Below are 22,397 nucleotides of genomic sequence, written 5' to 3'. Positions count from 1 at the left end.
TGGCTTATGAATGTTTTGCCACAAGTTGGGCAAGGATTTTACTCCCGTAGGCTATTTCCTCCTCGCTACGGCAATATGTCAAACGTATGCATTTCTCTCTGTGTGAAAAGTGCTCTACTAAACCAGGGAAAAAGTAATGTCCCGAAACAATGGTAACGGATTCTTCTTTGCAAAGTTCATATAGCTCCTGGTTCGTGATCGAAATACTAGGGAAATACAACCATACAAAAAATCCACCGAGAGGTTTGTGGATCAGGTAATCTATTTTTTCAGTTTGGAACACTCCTTCCAGGATCTCGAGGGCCATTTGTAATTTAGTATCGTAGTACGGGCGTAAGATGTGATTGGACAAATATTCCAATGTGCGTTCTTTCCAAAAGATTCGCGCAAAGGCTGGACCAATATTGCCCGCACTTAGATTCCCTGTCGCCGCAAAGGAGGAGAGGAGCTCGATGACGGGAGGATCGGCAACCACGATCCCAAATCGTAATCCTGGCAGTCCAATTTTGGAGAAACTTAAACTTAAGACCATCCCAGGAGAGAAGTGTATTGGTTCCTCTTTGCCGATGAGATTTGGGAATGGATTTCCATAGGCAAGGTCGATTAAAAATGGTATCTTCCTTTTCACACAGAGGCTATGCAAATCCTTGATTTCTCGGAGGGAAAGCACGTTCCCGCTTGGGTTTGTCGGGCGTGAAATGACCAAGACTCCTAAATCGTCCGGGTACTCTTGCTTTGCATTCAATGTATACCGAAAACGGTTCGGACCGTCCTGTTCTACATTGGGAAGGAATGCTGCAAAGACTCCCGCTTCATTTGTTTGGTCCGCATAACCAATGTACTCTGGGACGATGGGCAATCCAATGCGACGGAAGGTTCCATCGGGCATAGTGCCAGAAAACGCATTCAACAAAAAGTAAAAGGCATTTTGGCTGCCATTGAAAAAGGCTATGTGTTCCTTTGTGAGCGGGAAGTTCAATTCCAAGGCGAGGGCTTCGGCGGCTAGGGAGCGGAGGTCTTCATTGCCAATCGGTCCACTGTAATCCCCTAAAATGCTGCGTAGATGGGACTTGTCCCTGCCGATCGCTTCGTAGGTTTGGGCAAAGATTTCTTCTGCTTCTGGGATGGAGGCAGGGTTTCCCCCTCCCAAAAATGCCATCCTTTCTCCCCTGTGGGTGAGGGCCTCTTTGAGGTCTTCCATGAGGCTCAGGATGCCATTTTGGGTCTGGATTTTTTGCGAAAGCCTTGAAATCTGCACTATTTTCCTGCCTGATCGCCAAGATTCTGGCCCCCAAACCAAGCTTCATTAAAAATTATGTTCTCATATCTAAAAATGAAGTGACATAATTCAGAAGTACCGATGTAAAGTGACATAATAAAGGAAGCTTGTTGGATGAGCACCGAAACAATACAAAGACCCATCAAAAAATTAAAAGAAATCGAATTCCACAAACCCACCCTCTCACGCGAGGACTTAAAAGGTGTTTTGGAATGTTTGGTAGAAGAGCACCTGTCCACTGGAGAAATCGTGGATAGATTTGAAAAGTCATTTTGCCATACCTTTAAGACCAAACATGCTGTCTCGGTCAATTCACTCACTTCAGCGTATCATCTCTCTTTACTTGCCTTAGGTGTCCAAGAAGGGGATAAAATTTTACTTTCTTCCTTTGCTCCTATTGCTGCTCTTGATGCCATCTTTTTGTTACGAGCCAAACCGATATTAGTAGATCTTGGGAAGAATTCTTTTCACCCAGATCCAGAATCATTCCATACGAAGCGTCTATCTTCAGAGGCTAAGGTCGCCATTTTAGACCATAGTTTTGGTTCTCTACTGTCTTTAAAAAATTACCAAGCAGAGGGCCTGCAAATCATTGAAGATTACACGGAAGTGATTGGGGCTATCTCGGAAACAATACCTGTCGGGAAACAAGGTTCGATTTCCATAGCTGGATTGGATGCTGAGAATATGATCACAACCGGTAATGGAGCAATGATCACCTCTGCGGAAACACAACTTGTTCAGAAGATCCGATCCTTTAAATCTGGACCAAACGTAAAACGAGTATTTGGTGAACCCAAGTTTGATTACCATTTAGTTGATTACCAAGCTGCTTTGGGCATCGAACAGCTTTCCAAACTTGGTGTGATCCTTGACCGCCAAAGAAAAATCGCATTTGCCTATTTACAAGCTGTTCAAAATTCAAGGCTTGAAACTTATTTTTCAAATCCGAATGAAGACACCTTTCATCGCTTTCCTATCATTGTCTCTAACCGAGGTTATGAAGAAGTGAATAGATACTTTAAGTCGATACACATTGAGACACAGAGAACCATTCAGGAACCGTTACATTCGATTTTAGAAGAGAATCGATTGGACTTTCCAAATGCAGAGAGACTTTACCAAAGAGGTCACTGTATTCCTGTCTATCCCAACCTAACAAAAGATAATGTACAGAGAATAGCAACGGCTATTCGTAGGATCTATTAGAGCGGTTTGGCTTTCCTTTATTCACTTGATCCACTCTTTGAATATAGGCTTCTTGAACCAAAGATATCTTTAGACAAATCAACTGAGAGGAGAAGGGAGTCATTGGAGACTCTTTTTTTCCTCTTGGCTCGTCCTGATGATTTTGTTCACCTGACGGGCAATCCTCATCCAAGTTATTTCCATTTTTTAAAAAGATTTGGAATTGAACCTGCAAACATTTGGAAGGAGGGAGATCTCTTGTCCCCCTCGATTCAATGGAAGGAATGGGGCAGACTCCATGATCTCGACAATGGTGTTATCACAGAAAATTTAGACAAACGCAAAGAATCCCAATACCTAAATTCAAAGATCACCCAAACAATTTGGAAAGAATCCTTACCTGAGTACGTTATCCGAGCAAAGATCTTACATTCGGAAGATGGCCTCTTCGACTACTTACAAGAGCATAGCTCAACAGCAATGGTTGTGAAGGGGAGGTATGGGATTGCAGGTAGAAACCATCTTATCTTGGAAAACCCTGGGCAAGTTTGGAAGTTGCAACAAATCAAACATAAGTTATTTGATTTTCCTATTTTTGTAGAAGAGTGGTTTGGAAAAGAAAGGTTTTATGATTTTTCAAGCCTCTGGGATTTTGACGAGGTAGGCCCCCAAGGAATTGAGCTTACCCATATGTATGTCGATGAGAAGGGGGGCTTTCTGGGCATTTCCATTTCAAAAGAAAATTCAGCCTATTTACAAACATACTTCCCCGAGATCCAGAAAGTCATCCAATCTGTCTACCAGCTTTTAGAAGTCCCTTACCAGGGACCTTTAGCTATGGATGGATTTTTGTATAAAAAAAATGGAACACTGCACATCCAGTGTTTTTCTGAGATTAATTTTCGTTATTCGATCGGCAGAGTCTTGTATGAGTTTAAGAAGAGAAGGAATACATTTGGTGAAACGGTAGGATTTTTGTTTCTGCCCGTTCGTTCTGTTCAACTAAAAGCAATTGAATCTTGGTTAGAGGCTATAGAATCAGAACATAATTGTTTTTTAAACTTTGTGACCCCTTTTATGGACCAAAAAAATAAAGCCTACCAAAATGTAGGCCTGTATTGGGAAACAAAGGGCGATGAAAGTTCACTCTTAGAGGAGATTAGGCTTTCTTGGCGCGATACCTTTGTTTAAACTTCATTGTTTCTGATGAACCGATGTTTCCCATTGATTTCGATGTAGGGATCTGAGCCTGATCGGTTGAATTTCAATTCTAAACGATCTGTATCCGTAAGTGGTAGCTTTGCCTCCAACTGAACTAAAACTTTGTCGCCTTTTTCAGACCAAGTGCATAACATTCTCGCTGATTCATAACCCATTTCACAGGTACCATCGTTGTGTAGTGAAATCCTTGCTATATTGGATTCGGTTTTCCATTTGCCTATTGCCCAGGTATTTTTGGGAGGGCTTAAGATAAGACCAGATTGTTCGGAAAGAAACTTAAGTTCTGCGATCGCGGCACCACTTTCCTGTTTTCCTTTGTAGACTTCTAAAATTGTCAATGTAATCGACTTGGCATTGGATTCCGTTTTGAGATCCAATTTTTGCATGGATAAACTATCCTTAAGTAAAAAGGTCTCTTCCGTTCCCGTATTGGTGCTCAACTTTAGTTTTTTGATTCTGTTGTGGTTGCCCCATTCTTTCGGATCCCCAAAACCATTGTAAATTGCCAGGGTTTTGAATTTAAGATCGCTCTTATAGCTGATTGTTAAGCTCTCGCCTATCCCATCGCCATTCGTACCTTCTACCCAACTCGACTCTAATTTACCATCCATTGCAAATGAAGGAGGAAATTTATTGGTATTTCCAATCCGAAAACTACTGGAAGAGATAGCAGGTATGTTTACTGGATCAGCCCATAAGGTCAATGAGATCAAAAGAGAGGTGAGGTAAAACGATCTTTGGGTCATAATGGGAGTAAACTAAATGATAGAAAGAAATCGGCAAGTAAGAAATATTTGGTGTATGGCGAGAATCTTTCTAGTTTACATCACAACCCGCGATGAGGCAGAGGCTGAAAAGATCGGTGAGGCTTTGGTCTTGGAACATTTGGCTGCTTGCGCCAATGTCATCCCCAAAATAAAAAGTATCTACAATTGGAATGGTAGTTTGCAAAGAGACAGTGAAAGTCTCCTGCTACTCAAAGTAAAGGAATCCAAATTGGACGAGCTGATCAAACGAGCCAAGGAATTACATTCTTACGAACTCCCCTGTATCGTTAGTTATCTTTCTGGGCCATCTAATCCAGATTATGTGGAATGGGTTCTAAATTCATGATAAAATTCTCTTATTCGGTCCAAAAGAAAGTCGATGTCCAAAGATCGTTTCCACTCCAAAAAGCCTTTTGGCATTTCTGCTGAAAGAAACCAATCTGTTGCCGGCGCTTTTTCTGGCAAAGCGAGTGCTCCCAACAAACTGGAAATCGTTAGGTCCACCCGACCAAATGATATTCCATTATAAAATTTTCGCTTTTTATAAACGGTTTGGATCTCTTGAGCGTATTCATTTACCCTTGTCAGAACAGATTCCACATTCTTTGGATTGATTTTATACTTTTTTCGTAAAACAAGAGAGACTAGGTCAAATCGTTCGGGCGGGGGGATTACTTCCTCTGGTTTTGGTTTTTGTAAGGAGAAGAGTTTGCCTACAATTTCGGGACTCGGGAGTACGTAGTAGTATAGAATGGTTTGTAAGCCTTTTCCTAAAATTTCGTCTATTTTCTCTTCCTCTGCTCTTTCATTGGCCTCTGCTTTCTTTCCGAAGGCTTTTTCTTCTACCAAATCCAGGACCAAACTAGAGCCTTGGATCCATCCTTTTTCAGTTTCTAAAACGGGAACAGAAGTTTCGGGCACTTTGTCCTTTAAAATTTGAATGTGTTCTCCGGGATAAAGCAATTGTAGATCGTAACTGTACCCAGCTCTGTCCAAAGCAAATCTTGCTTTTTCTGAAAAGTGAGAAATGGGGAAGGCATACAATTTAGGTTTCATTTGCAAAATCTTATCAGAGATAGAATTCATGTCAGCTCTGATTCTGCTTGACCAGTGATTTATTTGGAATAAAATACCTTGCAAACAAAAAAGGAAACGAAATGAAAAAGTTTTTTTTATTTTTGCTGGGTTTGACTGCTATTCTTTTTTTTATAGTCAGCATCATATACATTCAAACCAATTCTAGGCTAACAAAAGTTATAGAGGGTGTAGGAGAGATATCTGTTTTTCCTCCTGGAGCTAATGATCTTGTAGAGGGCAAACGTCTCTATGTGACAAGAGGTTGTCCAGATTGCCATGGGCTCCAGGGGCAAGGTGTGACCTTTATCAATGACCCGCTACTAGGAACATTCACTGGCTCAAATCTAACCAAAGGACAGGGTGGACTCGGGAAAAAAAGTTTTCAGGATTTTGTTTTGGCTCTACGGCATGGCATTGGCACAAACAAACAACCTCTGCATTTTATGCCTTCTACAGATTTCCAAGCAATGACTGATGAAGATGTGGGAAAGATATATAGTTATCTCCTATCTTTACCACCCGTCGAAGAAACTTCGGCAGAAATCAAAATAGGTCCTCTTGCAAGAGTATTATTTTTGACGGGGAATCTTCCGCATCTTGCGAGTGCCCTCTTCATTGACCATTCTGTACAAGCGGCCTCCAAACAAGAAAAAACTCTTTCCCTTTCTTTTGGAAAGTATTTAGCAGATACTTGTACCGGTTGCCATGGAGCCAATTTAAAAGGAGGTCCGATCCCAGGTGCCCCGCCAGAATGGCCAGAGGCAACCAATATCACCAAACAGGGGATTGGTGCTTGGTCAGAAGATCAATTTGTGTCGGCGATACGAACTGGTATCACTCCGGATGGAAGAGAAATGAGAGCGCCCATGCCATGGAAAAACTTTGCCTATATGACTGATGTAGAACTAAAATCGATACGAATGTATTTGATGAGTTTATAAATCTCTCTTAAGCGCTTTGCCCAGTTCAAACTGTACGTAAATAGACCATGGATTGGTGCTATTCCCGATCTGTACTGGTGAGAATATATGCACCAGACCAGATCGGTCAGTAAAATCATAAGGACGACCTTCCATAACAGCAATTTTTGCCTCCTCTGGGATCGAATTTAATTTTGTCCCAAGCAAATCAGTATTTGGTGAGGCTGCAAACACACTTTCATTAGAGAGGAGTGAAGAACTTCCGGCATTAAAAATCTTTCTTTGGGATAGATTGGCTTGTAGTTGTTCCAAAGAAAAGTCAGCACCCATGATTCCAGCAAATTTCCCATGGATAATCAAATTTGTCATCAAACTCGTCATGCGAACCATCTCTCCATCAATAGGATAGACATATGGTTCCATCATCACATCTCTCCCTAAGGCACGCGGAAGTTCATACCATTCATTTTCACCTTCCACATCATATCCTTGCAATGGTTCAATGGCTATCTTACCTCTATGTCGATTGCAATAGGGTACAAATCGTCCGTTTGTATCATGTCCTTCGTCATTTGTGTGTAGGTGGTCGTTAGCATCGACTACATTTGGCTCGAAACAACATGCATATGCTAATTGTTGTGGGTTCTGTTCCAGATACTCTCTCATTAGAATGAGTATCTGTTTACGGGTAAGCCCACTCTCAGATTGTATCATACTTTGGATCAGAAACTTCAATCCATAGAGAGAAGTAGCCATGATATAAAACTTTGCTTCTAAATCAGAGGCGACTTGTGCAGACCAGATCCTTGCATATTCGAGGATGGCATCAATTTCAAAATGTTCCACTTCTTGTGCAGCACTTTCTGTCTCTCCGTAAATTCTACTTAGGATTTCATTGATTTTCTTTGTGGCTTCGGAAGTCCTATAAGAAAGTTTGGATACTTCATTGGCAACAACTTCGAAACCTTTGCCTGAGTCTCCAGCTCGAGCCGCTTCGATTGCGGCATTGAGGGCTAATAAATTGGTTTGTTTGGCAATTTGTTGGATAGCGGTCGCGACAGAACCGATCTCTTTGGAGCGGGCGCCAAAGGCAGAGATCATCTGCCTAAGACGTATCATACTATGATTTGAATACTCATCTGCCATGGTTCCTTAAATAGAACCATGGAGTCTACATCACAGCAAGCATTAATTCTTAGAATCAAACACCGCCGATCATGACGTGTTTGGTGACTAAATAATCGGAAACTGATTCCGAGGATAGATCCTTTCCAAACCCAGATTGTTTGAACCCACCATGTGGAGCTTCCGATGCTAATGGTAAATGGTCATTGACCCAAACGGTTCCAAATTCCAGTCGTTTGGAGACTCGCATGGCACGCGCAACATCTTTTGTCCAAATAGAAGAGGCAAGTCCATAGTTTACATCGTTCGCAAGTTGGATAGCTTCCTCTTCCGTTTCAAAGGGGAGTATGGTAAGAACAGGTCCAAAGATTTCATTTTGGACAACCTCCGCCGTTTGGCTTACTCCTGAGATGACGGTAGGCTCAACGAAATACCCTTTTTCAATTGTTTTTGGGCTTCCTCCACCTGTTAAAATCTTGGCACCCGATTGTTTTGCCCGGTCCAAAAAACCCATGATGTGGTTTTTTTGTTTGAGTGAAACGATGGAACCCATTTCTGTTGCATCATCAAACGGATTTCCCACTTTAACTGATTTCATAGCCTCAACTAACATCTCTGTAGCGTCTTTTAAAAGTTTGTTCTGAACATACACTCTTGTTGCGGCCGTACAATCCTGTCCTGAATTGCAAGTTGCGCCAAATGTAGCTTTTTGAGCGAATAAAGCAAGATCGACATCATCAAAGACAAGTAGAGGAGCTTTACCACCTAACTCTAAGTGGACTCGTTTGAGGGATTGAGAGGCAGACTGCATGATACGTTTTCCGGTTTGTGTAGAGCCAGTAAGAGAAACCATTCGTACCTTTGGGTGATCAACCAATGCCTGTCCCGCTTCATTTCCTCCTGCTACGACATTTAGAACGCCGTCTGGGATACCTGCCTCTTTGGAAAGTTCAGCAAGCATCAATGTCGTTAATGGGGTGTTAGGCGCTGGTTTTAAAACAAGCGTACAACCAGCAGCTAGGGCAGGGCCTAATTTCCATACTGCCATCAGGATGGGGTAGTTCCAAGGAGTGATCTGGCCAACAACACCTACTGGCTCTTTTCGAAATAGAGAGGTATAGCCAGGAAAGTATTCACCAGCTCGTGAACCATGAACTTCTCTTGCTGCACCTGCAAAAAACCTGAGGTTATCAATAGCAAAAGGAATATCTCCCGCCAAACTTAAGTTTTTGTAAGGTTTGCCCACGTTTTCTGATTCTACTTTTGCAAATTCTTCTGTGTGTTTTGCCAAAAGATCAGCCAATCGATAAAGAGCATTTGATCTCTCCCCTGGACTAAGCATTGACCAACGACCATCATAGAATGCTTTGTCCGCGACTGTTACAGCCGCATCAATATCTTCTGGAGATCCTTCGCTAACCTCGGCAATGATTTCTTCGGTGGCTGGGTTTTCGATTTTGGAAGTTTTTTTGGATTTAGATTCTGTCCACTTTCCATTGATCCAATGTTGGTATTGTTTCATGATTAACCTTCTATTTCCTTTAATGATGATTCAATGATTTTCATGCCCTCTTCTAAAACAGGGTCTTCCACAGTGATCGGCACGAGGATTCGAATCACATTTCCGTAGACTCCGCAGGACAAAAGTACAAGCCCTTTTTCGAGTGCCTTTGCTGTTAATTTTTTGGCTAGATCTGCGGACGGTTTGTGCGCATTTCCATTTTCAACTAATTCAAAGGCGACCATGCCCCCAAGGCCTCTAATTTCTCCGACTGATTTTGCATCTCTTTGGATTTCTTTGAGTCTTTTGATGAGTTTGTTCCCTAAGGCCTCAGATTTGCTCAGGATATTTTCTTCATCAATGAGGTCCATGATTGCAATCGCAGCTGCACAGGCTACGGGGTTGCCCGCATAGGTTCCACCTAATCCACCAGGTTCCACTGAGTCCATGAGACTTGCTTTTCCAATAACAGCGGATAGAGGCATTCCACCTGCTAGCGATTTGGCGGTAGTAATCAAATCTGGTTCGATTCCGCTATGCTCTATCGCAAAAAGTTTTCCGGTTCTAGCAAAACCAGATTGCACTTCGTCAGCGATCAATAGGATTCCATGCTCATCACAAATGGATCGTAATCGTTTCAGGAAACTAGAGGATGCAATGTAAAAGCCACCTTCGCCTTGTACTGGTTCAATGGCTATTGCTGCAATTTTTGCTGGGTCAATGTCTGCCTTGAACAGATTTTGTAAGGCTTTGATGGAGTCATCTTCCGAGACTCCATGGTATTCCATTGGGTAGGGAATATGGTATACATCTCCAGGAAATGGACCAAAACCTTTTTTATAAGGTATCACCTTCCCTGTGAGTGCTAAGGCCATCATCGTCCTTCCGTGGAATCCACCAATAAACGAAATAAATCCGGTTCTACCTGTAGCTGCTCTTGCAATCTTCACTGCATTTTCAAGAGCCTCTGCTCCCGAAGAAAACAAAATAGTCTTTTTATTTCCTGCGATGGGAGCCTTCGCATTGAGTCGTTCGCACAGCTCAATGTAAGGTGCATATGGCATGATTTGAAAGGCTGTGTGTAAGTAAGCATCCACTTGTTTATGAATGGCCTCTATGACCTTTGGGTGGCAATGCCCCGTATTCATTACCCCGATTCCGCCTCCAAAATCAATATAGCGTTTTCCTTCTACGTCCCAAATTTCAGCATTCTTAGCTGATTTTGCAAAGACGGGATAAGCGGTGCTCACCCCTCTTGGGACATTGCTTACTCGTCTTTCCCAAAGATTTGCATTGGTAAGCGTTTCTACTGTCATCATGTGATTCCTCCTAAACATAAGTACTTCGTAACAATATAATCTTCGATTCCATATTTAGAACCCTCTCTACCCATACCAGAAAACTTGACTCCACCAAAAGGAACCTGTTCCGATGAGATCAATCCTTCATTAATTCCCACCATTCCATATTCAAGTCCTTCGGCAACTCGAAAGAGCCTAGCTATATTTGAGGTAAAAACATAGGAAGCTAAACCAAATTCCGTATCGTTGGCAATTTGGATGGCTTCTTCTTCTGTCCGAAACGTCTGAATAGAGGAGACAGGACCAAAGGTCTCTTCTTTGGAGACTAACATTTGTTGGTTGACAGGATACAATACGGTTGGCTCAAAAAATGTCCCGCCCATGGGATGGGGCTTTCCTCCAGTAAGGATTTTTGCTCCCTTCGCAGTTGCATCTTTGATATGTTCTTCTACTTTTTTGAGTGCAGGTTCATTGATAAGAGGCCCTTGTTGGACTCCTTCTGAAAAACCATCACCTACTTTCAATTGACTCGCTAACTTTGCCAATCGTTCCGAAAATTCCTGAGCAATTGATTCTTGTACGATAAATCGATTCACACAAACACAGGTCTGCCCTGTGTTTCGGTATTTGGATAGCATTGCACCTTTTAAACTTGCTTCTATGTCTGCATCTTCAAAAACGATAAAGGGAGCGTTGCCTCCTAATTCTAAGGAGAGTTTTTTGAGTGTCTTTGCCGATTTTTCCATCAGGTAAATGCCGGTGCGAGTAGAACCAGTGAAGCTCAGCTTACGGACGATAGGTGAATTGAGAAGAGATTCTCCAATTTCTTTTGGTTCACCAAAGACCAAATTCCAAACTCCTTTGGGCAGGCCAGCTCTTGTAGCCAGTTCGCACATTGCCGATGCAGAATATGGAGTAAGCTCCGAGGGCTTTGAGACTACCGTGCAACCGGCTGCTAGAGCTGGTGCCACTTTCCTTGCCAACATTGCCGATGGAAAGTTCCAAGGAGTAATCGTTGCAACCACACCAATTGGCTCTTTCAATACCATAATCCTTGTATCAGTCCGATGGGAAGGGATAATATCACCATACACGCGTTTTGCTTCTTCGGAAAACCATTCTATGTAAGAAGCGGCATATAGGATTTCGCCCTTAGCTTCCGCGAGAGGTTTGCCTTGTTCTGAGGTTAAGATACGTGCGAGATCATCTGCATTTTCGATCATCAGCTGGAACCATTTGCGGAGGATTTGCGACCTTTCCTTGGCAGTGGTTTTTTTCCAGAGGTAGAGTGCGGACTGTGCGGAACGGATTGCGCTTTCAGTTTCTTGGGTGCCTGACTTAGGGATGGTACCTATGGTAGATCTAGTCGAGGGGTTCTGAACGGATAAAGTTTCGCCAGAAACTGCTTTTGTCCATTCACCGTTAATATAGTTAGACTGTCGAAATAAAGTTTGATCGAAAAGTTCGTTCATATCTTATGCTTTTTTAAATTTCGGAAAGAAAAATCCTACCATTTTTTAAAATCTTTCGGAAATGCTTGCCAGCAGTTTACTCTCTGAGATCGTTTCGCATTGAAACGGATCAAATACAAAGGAGTAAACGATCAAATGACAAAATCATTTTTGAAACGACTCACGGCAGTGTCTCTAGTCCTAGTCTTTGGACTACTGATCTCTTGTGGCAAAAAGGAAAAAATTACCGCAATCGGTGCAACGGAAGGTGAGGTTTCTATCGTTGCTTGGCCTGGCTACATCGAAAGAGGGGAAACAGACAAAGCCTACGACTGGGTGACTGAATTTGAAAAATCTAGCGGCTGTAAAGTGACGGTAAAAACCGCTGCGACATCTGATGAGATGGTTGCACTCATGAATGAGGGTGGTTTTGATTTAGTAACTGCTTCTGGAGATGCTTCGCTTCGCTTGATCGCTGGTGGGAAAGTGCAAGAAATCAATATCGACTTGATCCCTAGCTGGAAAGAAGTAGATGCAAGATTACAAAATGCACCTTGGCATACAGTTGACGGAAAACACTACGGAGTTCCTTACCAGTGGGGACCAAACGTTCTTATGTACAATAAAAAGGTATTTAAAACTGCCCCTACATCATGGAATGTTGTGTTCGAAGAGCAAAAACTTCCTGATGGAAAAACAAACAAAGGCCGTGTGCAAGCATTTGATGGACCCATTTACATTGCTGATGCAGCTCTTTACCTAAAGAAGGCAAAACCTGAACTAGGTATCAATGATCCTTATGAGTTAGATGAGAAGCAATACAACGCTGCGATTGAACTACTTAAAAAACAAAGACAACTTGTTCCTAAATATTGGCATGATGCTATGGTTCAAGTAGATGATTTCAAAAAAGAAGGTTTAGTTGCCTCTTCTACCTGGCCATTCCAAGTGAACCTACTTACAGCAGACAAACAACCTGTAGGATCCGTTGTTCCAGTGGAAGGTGCAACTGGTTGGGCAGATACTACAATGTTACACAAAGATTCTAAACACGTTAACTGTGCTTACAAGTGGATGGAACATTCCATCAGTGCAAAAGTTCAAGGCGATTTAGCTTCTTGGTTTGGTTCCGTACCTTCTGTACCTGCAGCTTGTAAAGGTAACGCATTGCTAACTGATGAAGGTTGTGCAACAAATGGTTTTGACAACTTTGAAAAAATTTCTTTCTGGAGAACTCCAGTAGAAAATTGCTCAGGTGGAAGGAAATGTGTTCCTTACAAAAAATGGGCAGAGGATTACATTGCTATCATAGGTAGCAAATAACAAGGATTTAGGTAGGAAGCATTGGAAAACGTGTTAGATGTTGAATTAATCGAGGTTACTAAAAATTTCGGAGATTTTCTGGCTGTGGACCGAGCTTCCTTCGGAATCAAAAAAGGAGAATTTTTCTCCATGTTGGGACCATCTGGTTCCGGAAAGACAACCTGCCTACGTATGGTGGCAGGTTTTTATGATCCTTCGGCTGGGAAAATATTACTCGGCGGACAAGATGTTCGAGGCATTCCTCCATACAAACGAAATGTAAATACGGTATTCCAAGACTATGCACTCTTTCCCCATATGAGCATCGCTGAAAATGTCGGCTATGGTCTAATGGTGAAAAATGTTTCCAAGAAAGAGATCGCCTCCAGAGTCCAACATATGTTGGAAATGGTGCGGCTTCCCGATGTTGGAAAACGAAAACCATCAGAACTTTCTGGTGGCCAAAGACAAAGGATTGCCCTTGCGCGAGCTCTGATCAACCAACCCCAAATCCTTCTCTTGGATGAACCTTTAGGAGCCCTGGACTTAAAATTGCGTGAAGAAATGCAAATTGAGTTAAAAGCGATCCAAAAGACTGTTGGGATTACGTTTATATTTGTGACCCATGACCAAGAAGAGGCACTTTCGATGTCAGACCGCATTGCCGTCTTTAACCAGGGTAAGGTGGAGCAAATCGGAAGCCCTTGGGAAATATATGAGAAGCCTAATACTTCTTTTGTTGCCAATTTTGTGGGAACTTCCAATATCTTTGATGAACAAACAACGTCCTCATTTATCCAAAGATCCTCAAAAACGATGATCCGTCCGGAAAAGATCCGCATCTTGTCTCCCATGGATCCGAAAGATGGGCTGATTACAGTGCCGGCTACTTTACTCAATGAAGTGTATTCTGGAGCAAATTCTAGACTTGTGGTGCAGACAAAGGCTGGCCAAAGAATCATCGTATCCAAACAAAATTCAAATTTAAAAGCAATGGAAGCCTCTTCTGAATTGATTGTGGCTTGGAAAGAAGAAGACATGCATCTCATTCAGGCTTAAAGATATGTCAGGAGCCATGGATCGTATTTTTACTTTCTTATTTTATCGTAAGTCTCTCGCCATCTTCCTTCTTCTAAGCCCACTTTTGATATGGCTAGGGATTGTTTATATTGGTTCTCTGTTTACTTTACTCATACAAAGTTTCTTCTCTGTAGATTCCTTTTCTGGTGTCATCAAACACGAGTTTACCCTCGAAACTTATTACGATCTTTTCAAACTATCGACAAATTGGGATATTTTTATCCGTACGAGTTTGATGGCACTTTCTGTCACAATCATGAGTGCGATTTTAGCTTTCCCTGTCGCTTATTATATGGCGATGTATGCAGGGCCAAAACTTAGACCGATTTTGTATTTAGGTATCATGTTACCTCTTTGGTCTAGTTATCTGGTAAAAGTTTATGCTTGGAAGATGTTGATGGCTAAAGAAGGCATCATCACATGGGTTTTAGAAAAGATTGGCCTCACCTTTGTTTTAGATGGAATTCTTTCGATTCCTGTGATCGGTGGACCAAGCCTCTCCTTTTCATACATTGGAATGTTTCTTGTGTTTCTGTACCTTTGGTTGCCTTATATGATCCTGCCTATCCAAGCATCTTTAGAGCGAATCCCAAAATCCTTATTAGAAGCATCTTCCGATTTGGGTGGCAATCCTTCCATTACGTTTCGAAAAGTAGTCTTTCCTTTAGCTTTCCCAGGAGTCGTGGCGGGCTCGATCTTTACTTTCTCTCTGACTTTGGGTGATTATATCATCCCGACCATCATTGGCAATTCGAGTTATTTCATAGGGATGGCAGTATACACCCACCAAGGAACAGCCGGTAACATACCTTTGGCGGCAGCTTTTTCTGTGGTCCCTATCATCATCATGATGGTATACCTAAACATAGCAAAAAGGTTAGGTGCGTTTGATGCTCTCTAAACTCCTCGGAAAAAACTTAGGTTTGAAGATATCGACACTTTTAGTCTTTATGTTCATTCATATCCCCATCGGCTTTATCATCATCTATGCTTTTTCTACTGATGAAAAGACCTTTCAATTTCCGATTCCAGGATTCACGACAAAGTGGTTTGGTGTCGCATGGGATCGCAAGGATATCTGGGATGCGATTATCTTATCTGTACAAGTAGCAAGTATCTCCACCTTACTAGCAATTTTCCTTGGCACTTTGGCAAGCCTTGCGGTCTACAGAAGTCAGTTTTTTGGAAAGGAGATCATTTCATTTTTAGTGATTTTACCGATCGCACTTCCAGGGATTGTAACCGGTATTTCCTTGAGATCTGCACTCAATTTATTAGGGATTCCTTTTAGCACCTGGACAATCGTCATCGCGCACGCTACATTTTGTATTGTCACTGTCTATAATAATGTTCTAGCAAGGCTTAGGCGAAGTTCCCATTCTCTTGTTGAAGCATCTATGGATTTAGGAGCCAGCCCTTGGCAGACCTTCCGATTTGTTGTCCTACCAAACGTTGCGACTGCTTTGCTTGCAGGAGGGATGTTGTCTTTTGCACTTTCTTTCGATGAAGTCATTGTGACTACCTTTACGGCAGGCCAACAGTCCACGGTTCCTATCTGGATGTTAACAGAATTTGTGCGTCCAAGGCAGAGACCAGTCACGAACGTAGTGGCAGTCTTTGTAATCCTTGTAACAACCTTGCCTATCTTAGCTGCGTATTTTCTGACGAGAGAAGACGACAGAAGCAAATAAATTCATTCATTAAAGCTGAGTTCTTTTTTTAGTAAGTCAGCAAATTCTAAGATGAGGTCATACTCTCTGTTTTTTTCATCATCTATGGGCCGTAGTCCTGTGATACTGATGGTATTTAAGCGGTTTCTGTAAAAAATTTTGAATAGAACGTCTGCTTGGTAATCATCTTGAGGCAGACGTTTTGAATACAAACTGATGTTCATATCGGAAATCAAATGGTTTTTGTCCAAAAATTCTTCTAACTTCTTTGTAGACTTCATCAAAATCGTTCTTTTGATCTCTCTCGGATAATCTACGTTAGGATGGTTGCCGAGATACTTCCATTCATAAAACAATCTGTTGTTTTTGACTGAAAATGTCTCGGAAGTTGAGTATTTGTGTTTCGTTGTTTCTGCATAAGTCAAAGTCAAATCAAAGTAGAACCGATCCTCAGCTGAAGGAAGCGAGGAGGCAGCTAACAAAAAAATGACGATGATTACTTTTGCAGAGAGTTTCATTTTTGGTATCGTATCGTTGTCTCAGGTGGTTTTTTATCCATAACACAGGAAAAATCAATAACGGCAGATTCATTCCCGCTAAAATCTCTAGCTTTGAATTCTAAACTTATATTTGAATGAAATGGAAAAAATTTTTCTAAGTCAAATTGCCTTTCTGTAACATTCCAATTCTCAGCGTTCTTTTCTCTCCAGAGAATGTCCTTTACCTCTGTCCATTGGTCTTTGGCTAAAAGATTGATCTTTGTATAGCGTGGGCAGACTAGGTTTTCGTTTTCTTGGATCAGTTTAGGAATGGTATTGAGGCTCAGACTTGGAGCAGAGGCATCGACCAGCCAAGCGATTTCCCAACGTCTTGAAATGTTCTTTACCTGGTCAAAGGCAAATGCAACTAATCTATGTTTGCCTTCTTCTTTAGTCTGGATTTGAAAGTCTTTCCCCGCCGCAAACAATTGCTCCTCTCCGTCATCTAATGATACGACCAAATTCTGGATCCCACTCTCTTCGTCTGAGGCACGGATCACTAATTCATTGTTTGTTTGAACGATGTATTGGTCATTCCATAGCTTTGGAAGGTACCGCCAATTGACACTTAATTTAGGTGAGGTGCGGTCTACATACAGATTGATTTTGTTTTCAGATTCTTTATTTCCGACTGGATCTTCTGCATAGAAAAATAACTCATTCCAGCCGAGTATTGGCGGAACCAATGGTTCCGAATACTCAATCCAAGGATCGTCATTCCACTTTACAAAAAACTTTGTATTGGCTTCGTTTTTTTCCCATGTTAGACGGTAAAACTCATTTACGAAGAGAGTCCCATCGGACGCTTGGTAACTTGCAGGCACTAAGTTTTTGATATAGAGGCTGTCTGGTTTTTCTGCAGAAAACACCATGCAGGCAACGAAGACGAATGATAGAGAAAAAATACGCTTCATGGGAGAAAGTATCTCGAAACCGAAGGAAGTAGGCAAGGAGTTTCTGCCCTAAAAAATCTGACTCGACCAAAAAGGAAAGACTTGGGACTTTGTGGCATTGAATGATTTCTGTTGGCAATGACATCGTTGAAAACTCCAGGATCCGAGAACTTCTGGATCGCTATGGGGATCGTTTTCTCAATCGGGTCTATACCCAAGATGAGGTTCTGTACTGCCAATCCCATAATGACCCTGTTCCCTTTTTAGCTGGCAGATTTGCTTGTAAGGAGGCCGTCATCAAGGCTATGTCGCTTGCACCCGGTGAGGTACTAGACATGCGCGAGATCGAACTTGCAGGTACTGGATTTGGGAAAAAAACGCTAGTCATCCACGGCAAAACTGAAACATTTTTCAAAGAAAAAGGATTCACTTCCAGCTCTGTATCGATCAGCCATGCTGACCATTACTCCACTGCGGTTGTGATTCTCTATAAGGAGTGAGCATGATCGTTTCTGAAAAGATGACAAAAGTTTTGGCTTTATACAATGAGGGTTTATCTCTCTATAAAAACCGAAAGTTTGTGGAAGCGAAGGCTAATTTCCAAAAGGCACTTGAGATTGAGCCAAACGATGGCCCCTCACTTCTCTACATCGAACGCTGTGATGACTACATTGCGGACCCACCTCCTGAGGATTGGGACGGCGTTTACAATATGAAAACAAAGTAATCAAATATGACAAAAAAAACCACTCAACCTATCATCACAGAACATGGCGTCATTGCCACGATCTTTGGAAAAGAAACTACATTTAATGGCACTCTTCTGTTTAAGAAACCACTCCAAATCTCTGGAGAATTTGTGGGTGAAATCATCTCTGATGGTTATTTAGTCATCAGCGAAGGGGCCCGCGTCAAAGCAAACATCAAAGCTGGCACGGTCGTAGTCGGTGGCACAATCATTGGAAATGTGACCGCTACCCAGAGATTGGAAATGTTGGCTACTGGAAAGGTACAAGGAAACATACGGACAGCAAAACTACAAATCGCAGATGGCGTTGTCTTTGACGGAAATTGTGAAATGATACAAGAGTTAGAATCATAGTCCTTGTGGCAGTTCCACCCTTATAGTCTCTTATTAGGCTTTGCCTTTTTTCTCAATCTGCTTTTGGCGTTCTATTTGGTACGCCTTCTGCGCATCCAAATCGGACGCTATCTCTTCACTATGGTGCTTGGCTGTCTCTTATGGACAGGGCCATATGCACTCGATTATCTATTCATCCATCCTTTTTGGCATAGAGTATTTTTGTATTTGGTGCATACGGGAGTTGTGATTGCATGTTTGGGAGCCGTATTAACAGGTGTTGGATTTACACAAAAATATAATATTCTAACAAAGAATCTCTGGTTTGTTCTTTTTATCTTACCTTTTTCTATGTTGGTTTTGATTGTTTTCGATCCCGTTTACCATACTTTACTGAAAGCGACCTACCTAACAACGATTGAGGGAAGAACGCAATGGATACAAGTTCTGCCTTGGACAACTTATCTCGTTGAGTATGTAGGCACGGGCATCTGGTCATTTGTCATCATCCTCCACATATTGAGAGAGTCCAGGAATGACAAACCAGAAATGCGAAGAAAATATTTCTTCTTTTTACTTCCGTATTCGATTGTTTGGATAGTTGCCATTGCTCATCTCATTGGCCTCCGCCCTTTTCCAGGCTTGAATGCCACTCCCGTCACTCTCTCTTTGCTATCGATTTGGATTTTCTTTTCAATAAATTACTTTCGCGTTTATGATATAGTACAACTTGCACGCGCTGAGATCATAGATGCCTTAGATGAACCTGTCATCATCATAGATACCAAAGAACGCGTTGTAGATTGGAACTTTGCAGCCGAAAGGATTTTTTTATTGGATAGAAAATTCTATTCCTTAGACCAAGCTTCCGAATTTTTCAAATACACCCCTGAACTCCACCTCAAGTTAAAACACCTTCCAGAAAAAAAACCTGAGCATTCCTGGCAGTGGACTTCCAGCACTCCAACACGTAACTGGGAAGTAAAATCCAAAAAGATTCGAGATAAAGACCGAAACAATATCGGTCTCATCCTCTCCTTTCGGGATGTCACCGAACAAAGATTATTGGAAGCAAAAATGGCAGAAGCAAATCGAGCTCTACAACTCGGGAATGCAACTAAAGATCGGTTTTTGTCCATTATATCTCACGATTTAAGAGGCCCTCTCATAGGTATTAAATCCCTTCTCAAAATTTTAAACGAACGTATGGACAAACAGGATAAAACTGTTTCCGAAATGACAGAATCCTTGGTGGATGCAACGGAATCTATTTTTTCACTATTAGAGAATCTATTGGAATGGTCCAAATTGCAGAGAGGCCAAGAAGACTTTAGCCCGAGCAATCTTTCCCTACTTACTTTGGTAGAGGAGGCGACCAATCTATTTGAGCTGAATGCAGGAAATAAAGACCTCCATTTCGTAATCCAAATCCCTACCGTGGCACTCGTATATTGCGATAACAGAATGATCTACACGGTATTACGAAACTTGATTTCGAATGCAATTAAATTCAGTTTTCGTGGATCAAAGATTGAAATCAAAGCAACAGAATTCCCAAAAGAGTGGCAATTGGACATCAAAGATGAAGGAGTGGGTATGGAAAAACAAACCATTGCTAAACTCTTTCAAGTGGGAGAGGTTGTCAAATCACTGGGTACACAAGGTGAAACAGGCAATGGTATCGGACTGTTATTGTGCAAAGAGTTTATAGAAAAAAATAACGGAACCTTGTTTGCCGACTCGGACGGTTTGCACGGTTCTACATTTTCCATCCGTTTACCAAAAGCCATGATTGAAGTATGAGGGAGAGATTATGAATCAAAACCAATGGATTTGCATAACTGGTTGCACAGACGGTATCGGCCGTATCAGTGCGCTCGAACTGGCCAAAAAAGGATATCCCTTGGTCTTAGTGGCAAGGAACAGTCAAAAGTTAGAAAACTTAAAAAAAGAATTACTCCAAATACGAAATGAACCAGATGCCTTCGTTCTTTTTGTATGTGATTTATCTATTCTCTCAAATGTTCGTAGTACTTCTCAGGAGATTCTGAACCGATTTCCGAAACTTTATTGCCTATTGAATAATGCGGGCGCCTTTTTCCAAGAAAGGACTCTGAGTGCGGAAGGGAAAGAAATGACCTATGCATTGAATCACTTGCATTACTTTTTGCTTACCAATTCTCTTTTACCCGCCTTACAAGCATTTGGAAAAGCAAGGATTGTAAATGTTGCTTCTCGCGCTCATAAAGGAGTAGAGCTTGATTTCCAAAACATCGAAGGAGAGAGGCTGTACTCAGGTTGGAAACAATACCAAAGGTCTAAGTTGATGAATATCTATTTTACTTACCACCTTGCCGAAAGATTGAAAGGCACTTCCGTGACAGCGAATTGCCTTCACCCTGGCTTTGTAAAAACCAAGTTCGGTTGGAACAACGAAGGTTTAGCAAAGCTTCTTGTGACCTGGGGTCAAAATCTTTTAGCCATCAGTGAAGAAGAAGGAGCAAAGACTTCAGTGTATCTTGCAAGTTCAGCTGAAGTGGATGGGATCACAGGGAAGTACTTTGTAAAGTGCAAACCAGAAAGAAGTTCAAAGGTCTCATATGACTCTGCCATCGCTAAAGAGCTATGGGAACATTCCGAAAAAACTTTGAAAGCTATTTTGGCCTAAACCAAAGGTTCTCCTTAGCCTCATCTTCACAAAATGAGAAATCCTTGGGCGGTGGATCTGTTGGTTATAGAAAACGATTTGCTTTCTCCTAGAAACCGTCCAATCAATTGACGAATCCGAATGGATTTGTTCTTTTACTTTCATGAACTGGCACCACCAAACCAAACCCATCTCAATACCCGTTCCTGGGGGAAAGACCATTGAAGAGCACTTTGGCATCCCTTCAACAAACACCACTGGCATATCCATAGCCCATATGGTTGCTCCGTCTGGATGGGGAGAACCCTTCCAAACTCCCGAGTTTGATGAATACACATTGATGGTGCGTGGACGAAAGCAAATTGAATTGGATGGCAGGGTCATTGTTCTATCTGCCGGAGAATCCCTTTTCATCGGGAAGGGAACTAGAGTTCGTTACTCCAATCCATTTCCCGAAGATGCTGAGTACTGGTCTGTCTGCCATCCAGCCTTCAATATAGAATCTGTTCATAGAGAAGGGGAGTGATGAACCCTTTCTACCTCCTGGAACTTGCGGGGATCACTGTCTTTGCCATCTCGGGAGCTTTAGCTGCTTTGGAGAGGAGAGAGCACCACCATGATTTTTTTTCTGTGTTTTTCACAGGATTCATCACAGCCATAGGTGGCGGGACCTTGCGAGACATCACTCTAGGGAACTATCCTGTTTCTTGGGTGCGAGACCAGAATGTACTCTGGGCAATTTTTGTCGGATTTATGCTCACAATTGGAATCCCTCGTTTGCTTCTCAAACTTCGCAAGGAAGTCTTTCTCTTCGACACCGTAGGCATTGGAATCTACACCATACTCGGAACAAAGATATCTCTGGCCCAGAATGTAAATCCGTTTGCAGCCATTATCTTAGGAATGGTCTCCGCAATCTTTGGTGGAGTGATCCGTGATACCTTGATGAACCAGGTGCCCTTTATCTTCCGGAAAGAAATTTACGCGACGGCCTGCCTATTGGGAGCCTTTGTTTACATTAGTTTGCGCGCCTGGGGAATCTCCGAGGGCATGAATGCATTTGTGTCTGTTTCCTTGGTCGTATTGGTCCGTATAGCTGCTGTTAAGTTTAAATTGAGCTTACCAAAAATCTATCTACCCAAAGTATAAAGACAAAATGAAATAAATTTCACTACAATCCTTGGGATATGTCCCAAGCTGCATTTAGGTACCTGGAAGAGTATTTTTGTAATGAATATAAAAAGATTTACGTCTACTTAGGATAGAATTACCTATAGATAGAAACAGGGAATCAAAAGACTTACCGCAGTTATACTAGGAGTTCTACGTATTTCCGCTCAAGAGTTTGGGAGTAT

24 protein-coding genes are annotated in these 22,397 nt (G+C 42.0%); 15 read left to right on the top strand and 9 right to left on the bottom strand.

Going from position 1 to position 22,397, the window contains the following annotated elements:
* Positions 1-4: 4 nt before the first annotated feature.
* Entirely contained in the window at positions 5-1,258 is a 1,254-nt protein-coding gene (locus tag DI060_RS07795; RefSeq protein ID WP_244594312.1) for a valine--pyruvate transaminase, read from the bottom strand.
* 135 nt (positions 1,259-1,393) lie between these two features.
* Between DI060_RS07795 and DI060_RS07790 the strand changes: the two genes are divergently transcribed.
* Positions 1,394-2,488 (top strand): DegT/DnrJ/EryC1/StrS family aminotransferase, encoded by a 1,095-nt coding sequence (locus DI060_RS07790; protein ID WP_108975400.1) that lies wholly within the window; start codon positions 1,394-1,396, stop codon positions 2,486-2,488.
* Positions 2,489-2,611: 123 nt separating this feature from the next.
* Complete coding sequence (locus tag DI060_RS07785; RefSeq protein ID WP_135355017.1) at positions 2,612-3,658, top strand: hypothetical protein; 1,047 nt, start codon at positions 2,612-2,614, stop codon at positions 3,656-3,658.
* Here DI060_RS07785 and DI060_RS07780 read toward each other — a convergent pair.
* A complete protein-coding gene (locus DI060_RS07780) occupies positions 3,655-4,434 on the bottom strand; it encodes an NADase-type glycan-binding domain-containing protein (RefSeq protein WP_108975395.1) in 780 nt (259 codons plus the stop codon). The two genes, DI060_RS07785 and DI060_RS07780, sit on opposite strands and share 4 nt — an antisense overlap.
* A gap of 55 nt (positions 4,435-4,489) precedes the next feature.
* Here DI060_RS07780 and cutA point away from each other — a divergent pair, with 55 nt between their 5' ends.
* Positions 4,490-4,801: a divalent-cation tolerance protein CutA gene (gene cutA / locus DI060_RS07775; protein WP_108975393.1), complete on the top strand. Its 312-nt coding sequence runs from the start codon at positions 4,490-4,492 to the stop codon at positions 4,799-4,801.
* Here the strand turns inward: cutA and DI060_RS07770 are convergent.
* Positions 4,774-5,541 (bottom strand): glutathione S-transferase N-terminal domain-containing protein, encoded by a 768-nt coding sequence (locus tag DI060_RS07770; RefSeq protein WP_244594311.1) that lies wholly within the window; start codon positions 5,539-5,541, stop codon positions 4,774-4,776. The two genes, cutA and DI060_RS07770, sit on opposite strands and share 28 nt — an antisense overlap.
* Positions 5,542-5,612: 71 nt before the next feature.
* Between DI060_RS07770 and DI060_RS07765 the strand changes: the two genes are divergently transcribed.
* On the top strand, positions 5,613-6,473 hold the full coding sequence (locus DI060_RS07765) for a cytochrome c (RefSeq protein ID WP_108975741.1): 861 nt from the start codon (positions 5,613-5,615) through the stop codon (positions 6,471-6,473).
* Here the strand turns inward: DI060_RS07765 and DI060_RS19250 are convergent.
* The 4 genes from DI060_RS19250 to DI060_RS07745 are packed head-to-tail and all read right to left on the bottom strand — an operon-like array spanning position 6,468 to position 11,851.
* Positions 6,468-7,598 carry a methyl-accepting chemotaxis protein gene (locus tag DI060_RS19250; RefSeq protein ID WP_108975391.1) on the bottom strand — a complete coding sequence of 377 codons (1,131 nt, stop codon included), beginning with the start codon at positions 7,596-7,598 and terminating at the stop codon, positions 6,468-6,470. The two genes, DI060_RS07765 and DI060_RS19250, sit on opposite strands and share 6 nt — an antisense overlap.
* 55 nt (positions 7,599-7,653) lie before the next feature.
* Positions 7,654-9,099: a gamma-aminobutyraldehyde dehydrogenase gene (locus DI060_RS07755; RefSeq protein ID WP_108975389.1), complete on the bottom strand. Its 1,446-nt coding sequence runs from the start codon at positions 9,097-9,099 to the stop codon at positions 7,654-7,656.
* Positions 9,100-9,101: 2 nt separating this feature from the next.
* Positions 9,102-10,397 (bottom strand): 4-aminobutyrate--2-oxoglutarate transaminase, encoded by a 1,296-nt coding sequence (gene gabT, locus DI060_RS07750; RefSeq protein ID WP_108975387.1) that lies wholly within the window; start codon positions 10,395-10,397, stop codon positions 9,102-9,104.
* Entirely contained in the window at positions 10,394-11,851 is a 1,458-nt protein-coding gene (locus tag DI060_RS07745; protein WP_108975385.1) for an NAD-dependent succinate-semialdehyde dehydrogenase, read from the bottom strand. The genes gabT and DI060_RS07745 overlap by 4 nt, the downstream gene beginning before the upstream one ends.
* Before the next feature lie 135 nt (positions 11,852-11,986).
* Here DI060_RS07745 and DI060_RS07740 point away from each other — a divergent pair, with 135 nt between their 5' ends.
* From DI060_RS07740 to DI060_RS07725, 4 genes are read left to right on the top strand one after another with little or no spacing between them, the layout of a single operon-like run.
* Positions 11,987-13,153 carry an ABC transporter substrate-binding protein gene (locus tag DI060_RS07740; RefSeq protein WP_108975382.1) on the top strand — a complete coding sequence of 389 codons (1,167 nt, stop codon included), beginning with the start codon at positions 11,987-11,989 and terminating at the stop codon, positions 13,151-13,153.
* Between the two features lie 30 nt (positions 13,154-13,183).
* Positions 13,184-14,191, top strand: a complete 1,008-nt coding sequence (locus DI060_RS07735) for an ABC transporter ATP-binding protein (RefSeq protein WP_244594310.1) — start codon at positions 13,184-13,186, stop codon at positions 14,189-14,191.
* Positions 14,192-14,207: 16 nt separating this feature from the next.
* Complete coding sequence (locus DI060_RS07730; RefSeq protein WP_244594309.1) at positions 14,208-15,113, top strand: ABC transporter permease; 906 nt, start codon at positions 14,208-14,210, stop codon at positions 15,111-15,113.
* Positions 15,103-15,903 carry an ABC transporter permease gene (locus tag DI060_RS07725; RefSeq protein ID WP_108975375.1) on the top strand — a complete coding sequence of 267 codons (801 nt, stop codon included), beginning with the start codon at positions 15,103-15,105 and terminating at the stop codon, positions 15,901-15,903. The genes DI060_RS07730 and DI060_RS07725 overlap by 11 nt, the downstream gene beginning before the upstream one ends.
* A gap of 2 nt (positions 15,904-15,905) precedes the next feature.
* Here the strand turns inward: DI060_RS07725 and DI060_RS07720 are convergent, their stop codons facing one another.
* Together DI060_RS07720 and DI060_RS07715 are read right to left on the bottom strand one after the other, a co-directional pair.
* A complete protein-coding gene (locus tag DI060_RS07720) occupies positions 15,906-16,400 on the bottom strand; it encodes a hypothetical protein (protein WP_108975373.1) in 495 nt (164 codons plus the stop codon).
* Positions 16,397-17,335, bottom strand: a complete 939-nt coding sequence (locus tag DI060_RS07715; protein WP_135355016.1) for a hypothetical protein — start codon at positions 17,333-17,335, stop codon at positions 16,397-16,399. Before DI060_RS07715 ends, DI060_RS07720 begins: the two co-directional genes overlap by 4 nt.
* 101 nt (positions 17,336-17,436) lie before the next feature.
* Between DI060_RS07715 and acpS the strand changes: the two genes are divergently transcribed.
* The 7 genes from acpS to DI060_RS07680 all read left to right on the top strand — a co-directional run bounded on the left by acpS (position 17,437) and on the right by DI060_RS07680 (position 22,191).
* Positions 17,437-17,814, top strand: a complete 378-nt coding sequence (acpS, locus tag DI060_RS07710; protein WP_108975369.1) for a holo-ACP synthase — start codon at positions 17,437-17,439, stop codon at positions 17,812-17,814.
* Positions 17,815-17,819: 5 nt separating this feature from the next.
* Entirely contained in the window at positions 17,820-18,041 is a 222-nt protein-coding gene (locus DI060_RS07705; protein ID WP_209452008.1) for a tetratricopeptide repeat protein, read from the top strand.
* Between the two features lie 6 nt (positions 18,042-18,047).
* Positions 18,048-18,416: a bactofilin family protein gene (locus DI060_RS07700; protein ID WP_108975366.1), complete on the top strand. Its 369-nt coding sequence runs from the start codon at positions 18,048-18,050 to the stop codon at positions 18,414-18,416.
* Between the two features lie 3 nt (positions 18,417-18,419).
* Positions 18,420-20,198 carry a sensor histidine kinase gene (locus tag DI060_RS07695; RefSeq protein WP_108975365.1) on the top strand — a complete coding sequence of 593 codons (1,779 nt, stop codon included), beginning with the start codon at positions 18,420-18,422 and terminating at the stop codon, positions 20,196-20,198.
* A 10-nt stretch (positions 20,199-20,208) separates the two neighbouring features.
* Positions 20,209-21,063: an SDR family oxidoreductase gene (locus DI060_RS07690; RefSeq protein ID WP_108975364.1), complete on the top strand. Its 855-nt coding sequence runs from the start codon at positions 20,209-20,211 to the stop codon at positions 21,061-21,063.
* A 142-nt stretch (positions 21,064-21,205) separates the two neighbouring features.
* Positions 21,206-21,568 (top strand): cupin domain-containing protein, encoded by a 363-nt coding sequence (locus DI060_RS07685; RefSeq protein WP_108975363.1) that lies wholly within the window; start codon positions 21,206-21,208, stop codon positions 21,566-21,568.
* Positions 21,568-22,191, top strand: a complete 624-nt coding sequence (locus DI060_RS07680) for a trimeric intracellular cation channel family protein (protein WP_108975362.1) — start codon at positions 21,568-21,570, stop codon at positions 22,189-22,191. The genes DI060_RS07685 and DI060_RS07680 overlap by 1 nt, the downstream gene beginning before the upstream one ends.
* The last annotated feature ends 206 nt before the right edge of the window (positions 22,192-22,397 follow it).

The organism is Leptospira ryugenii (assembly GCF_003114855.1).
Taxonomy (GTDB): domain Bacteria; phylum Spirochaetota; class Leptospiria; order Leptospirales; family Leptospiraceae; genus Leptospira_A; species Leptospira_A ryugenii.
The sequence above is the reverse complement of the archived record's forward strand: the minus strand, read 5'-3'. Positions and strand labels throughout refer to the sequence as shown.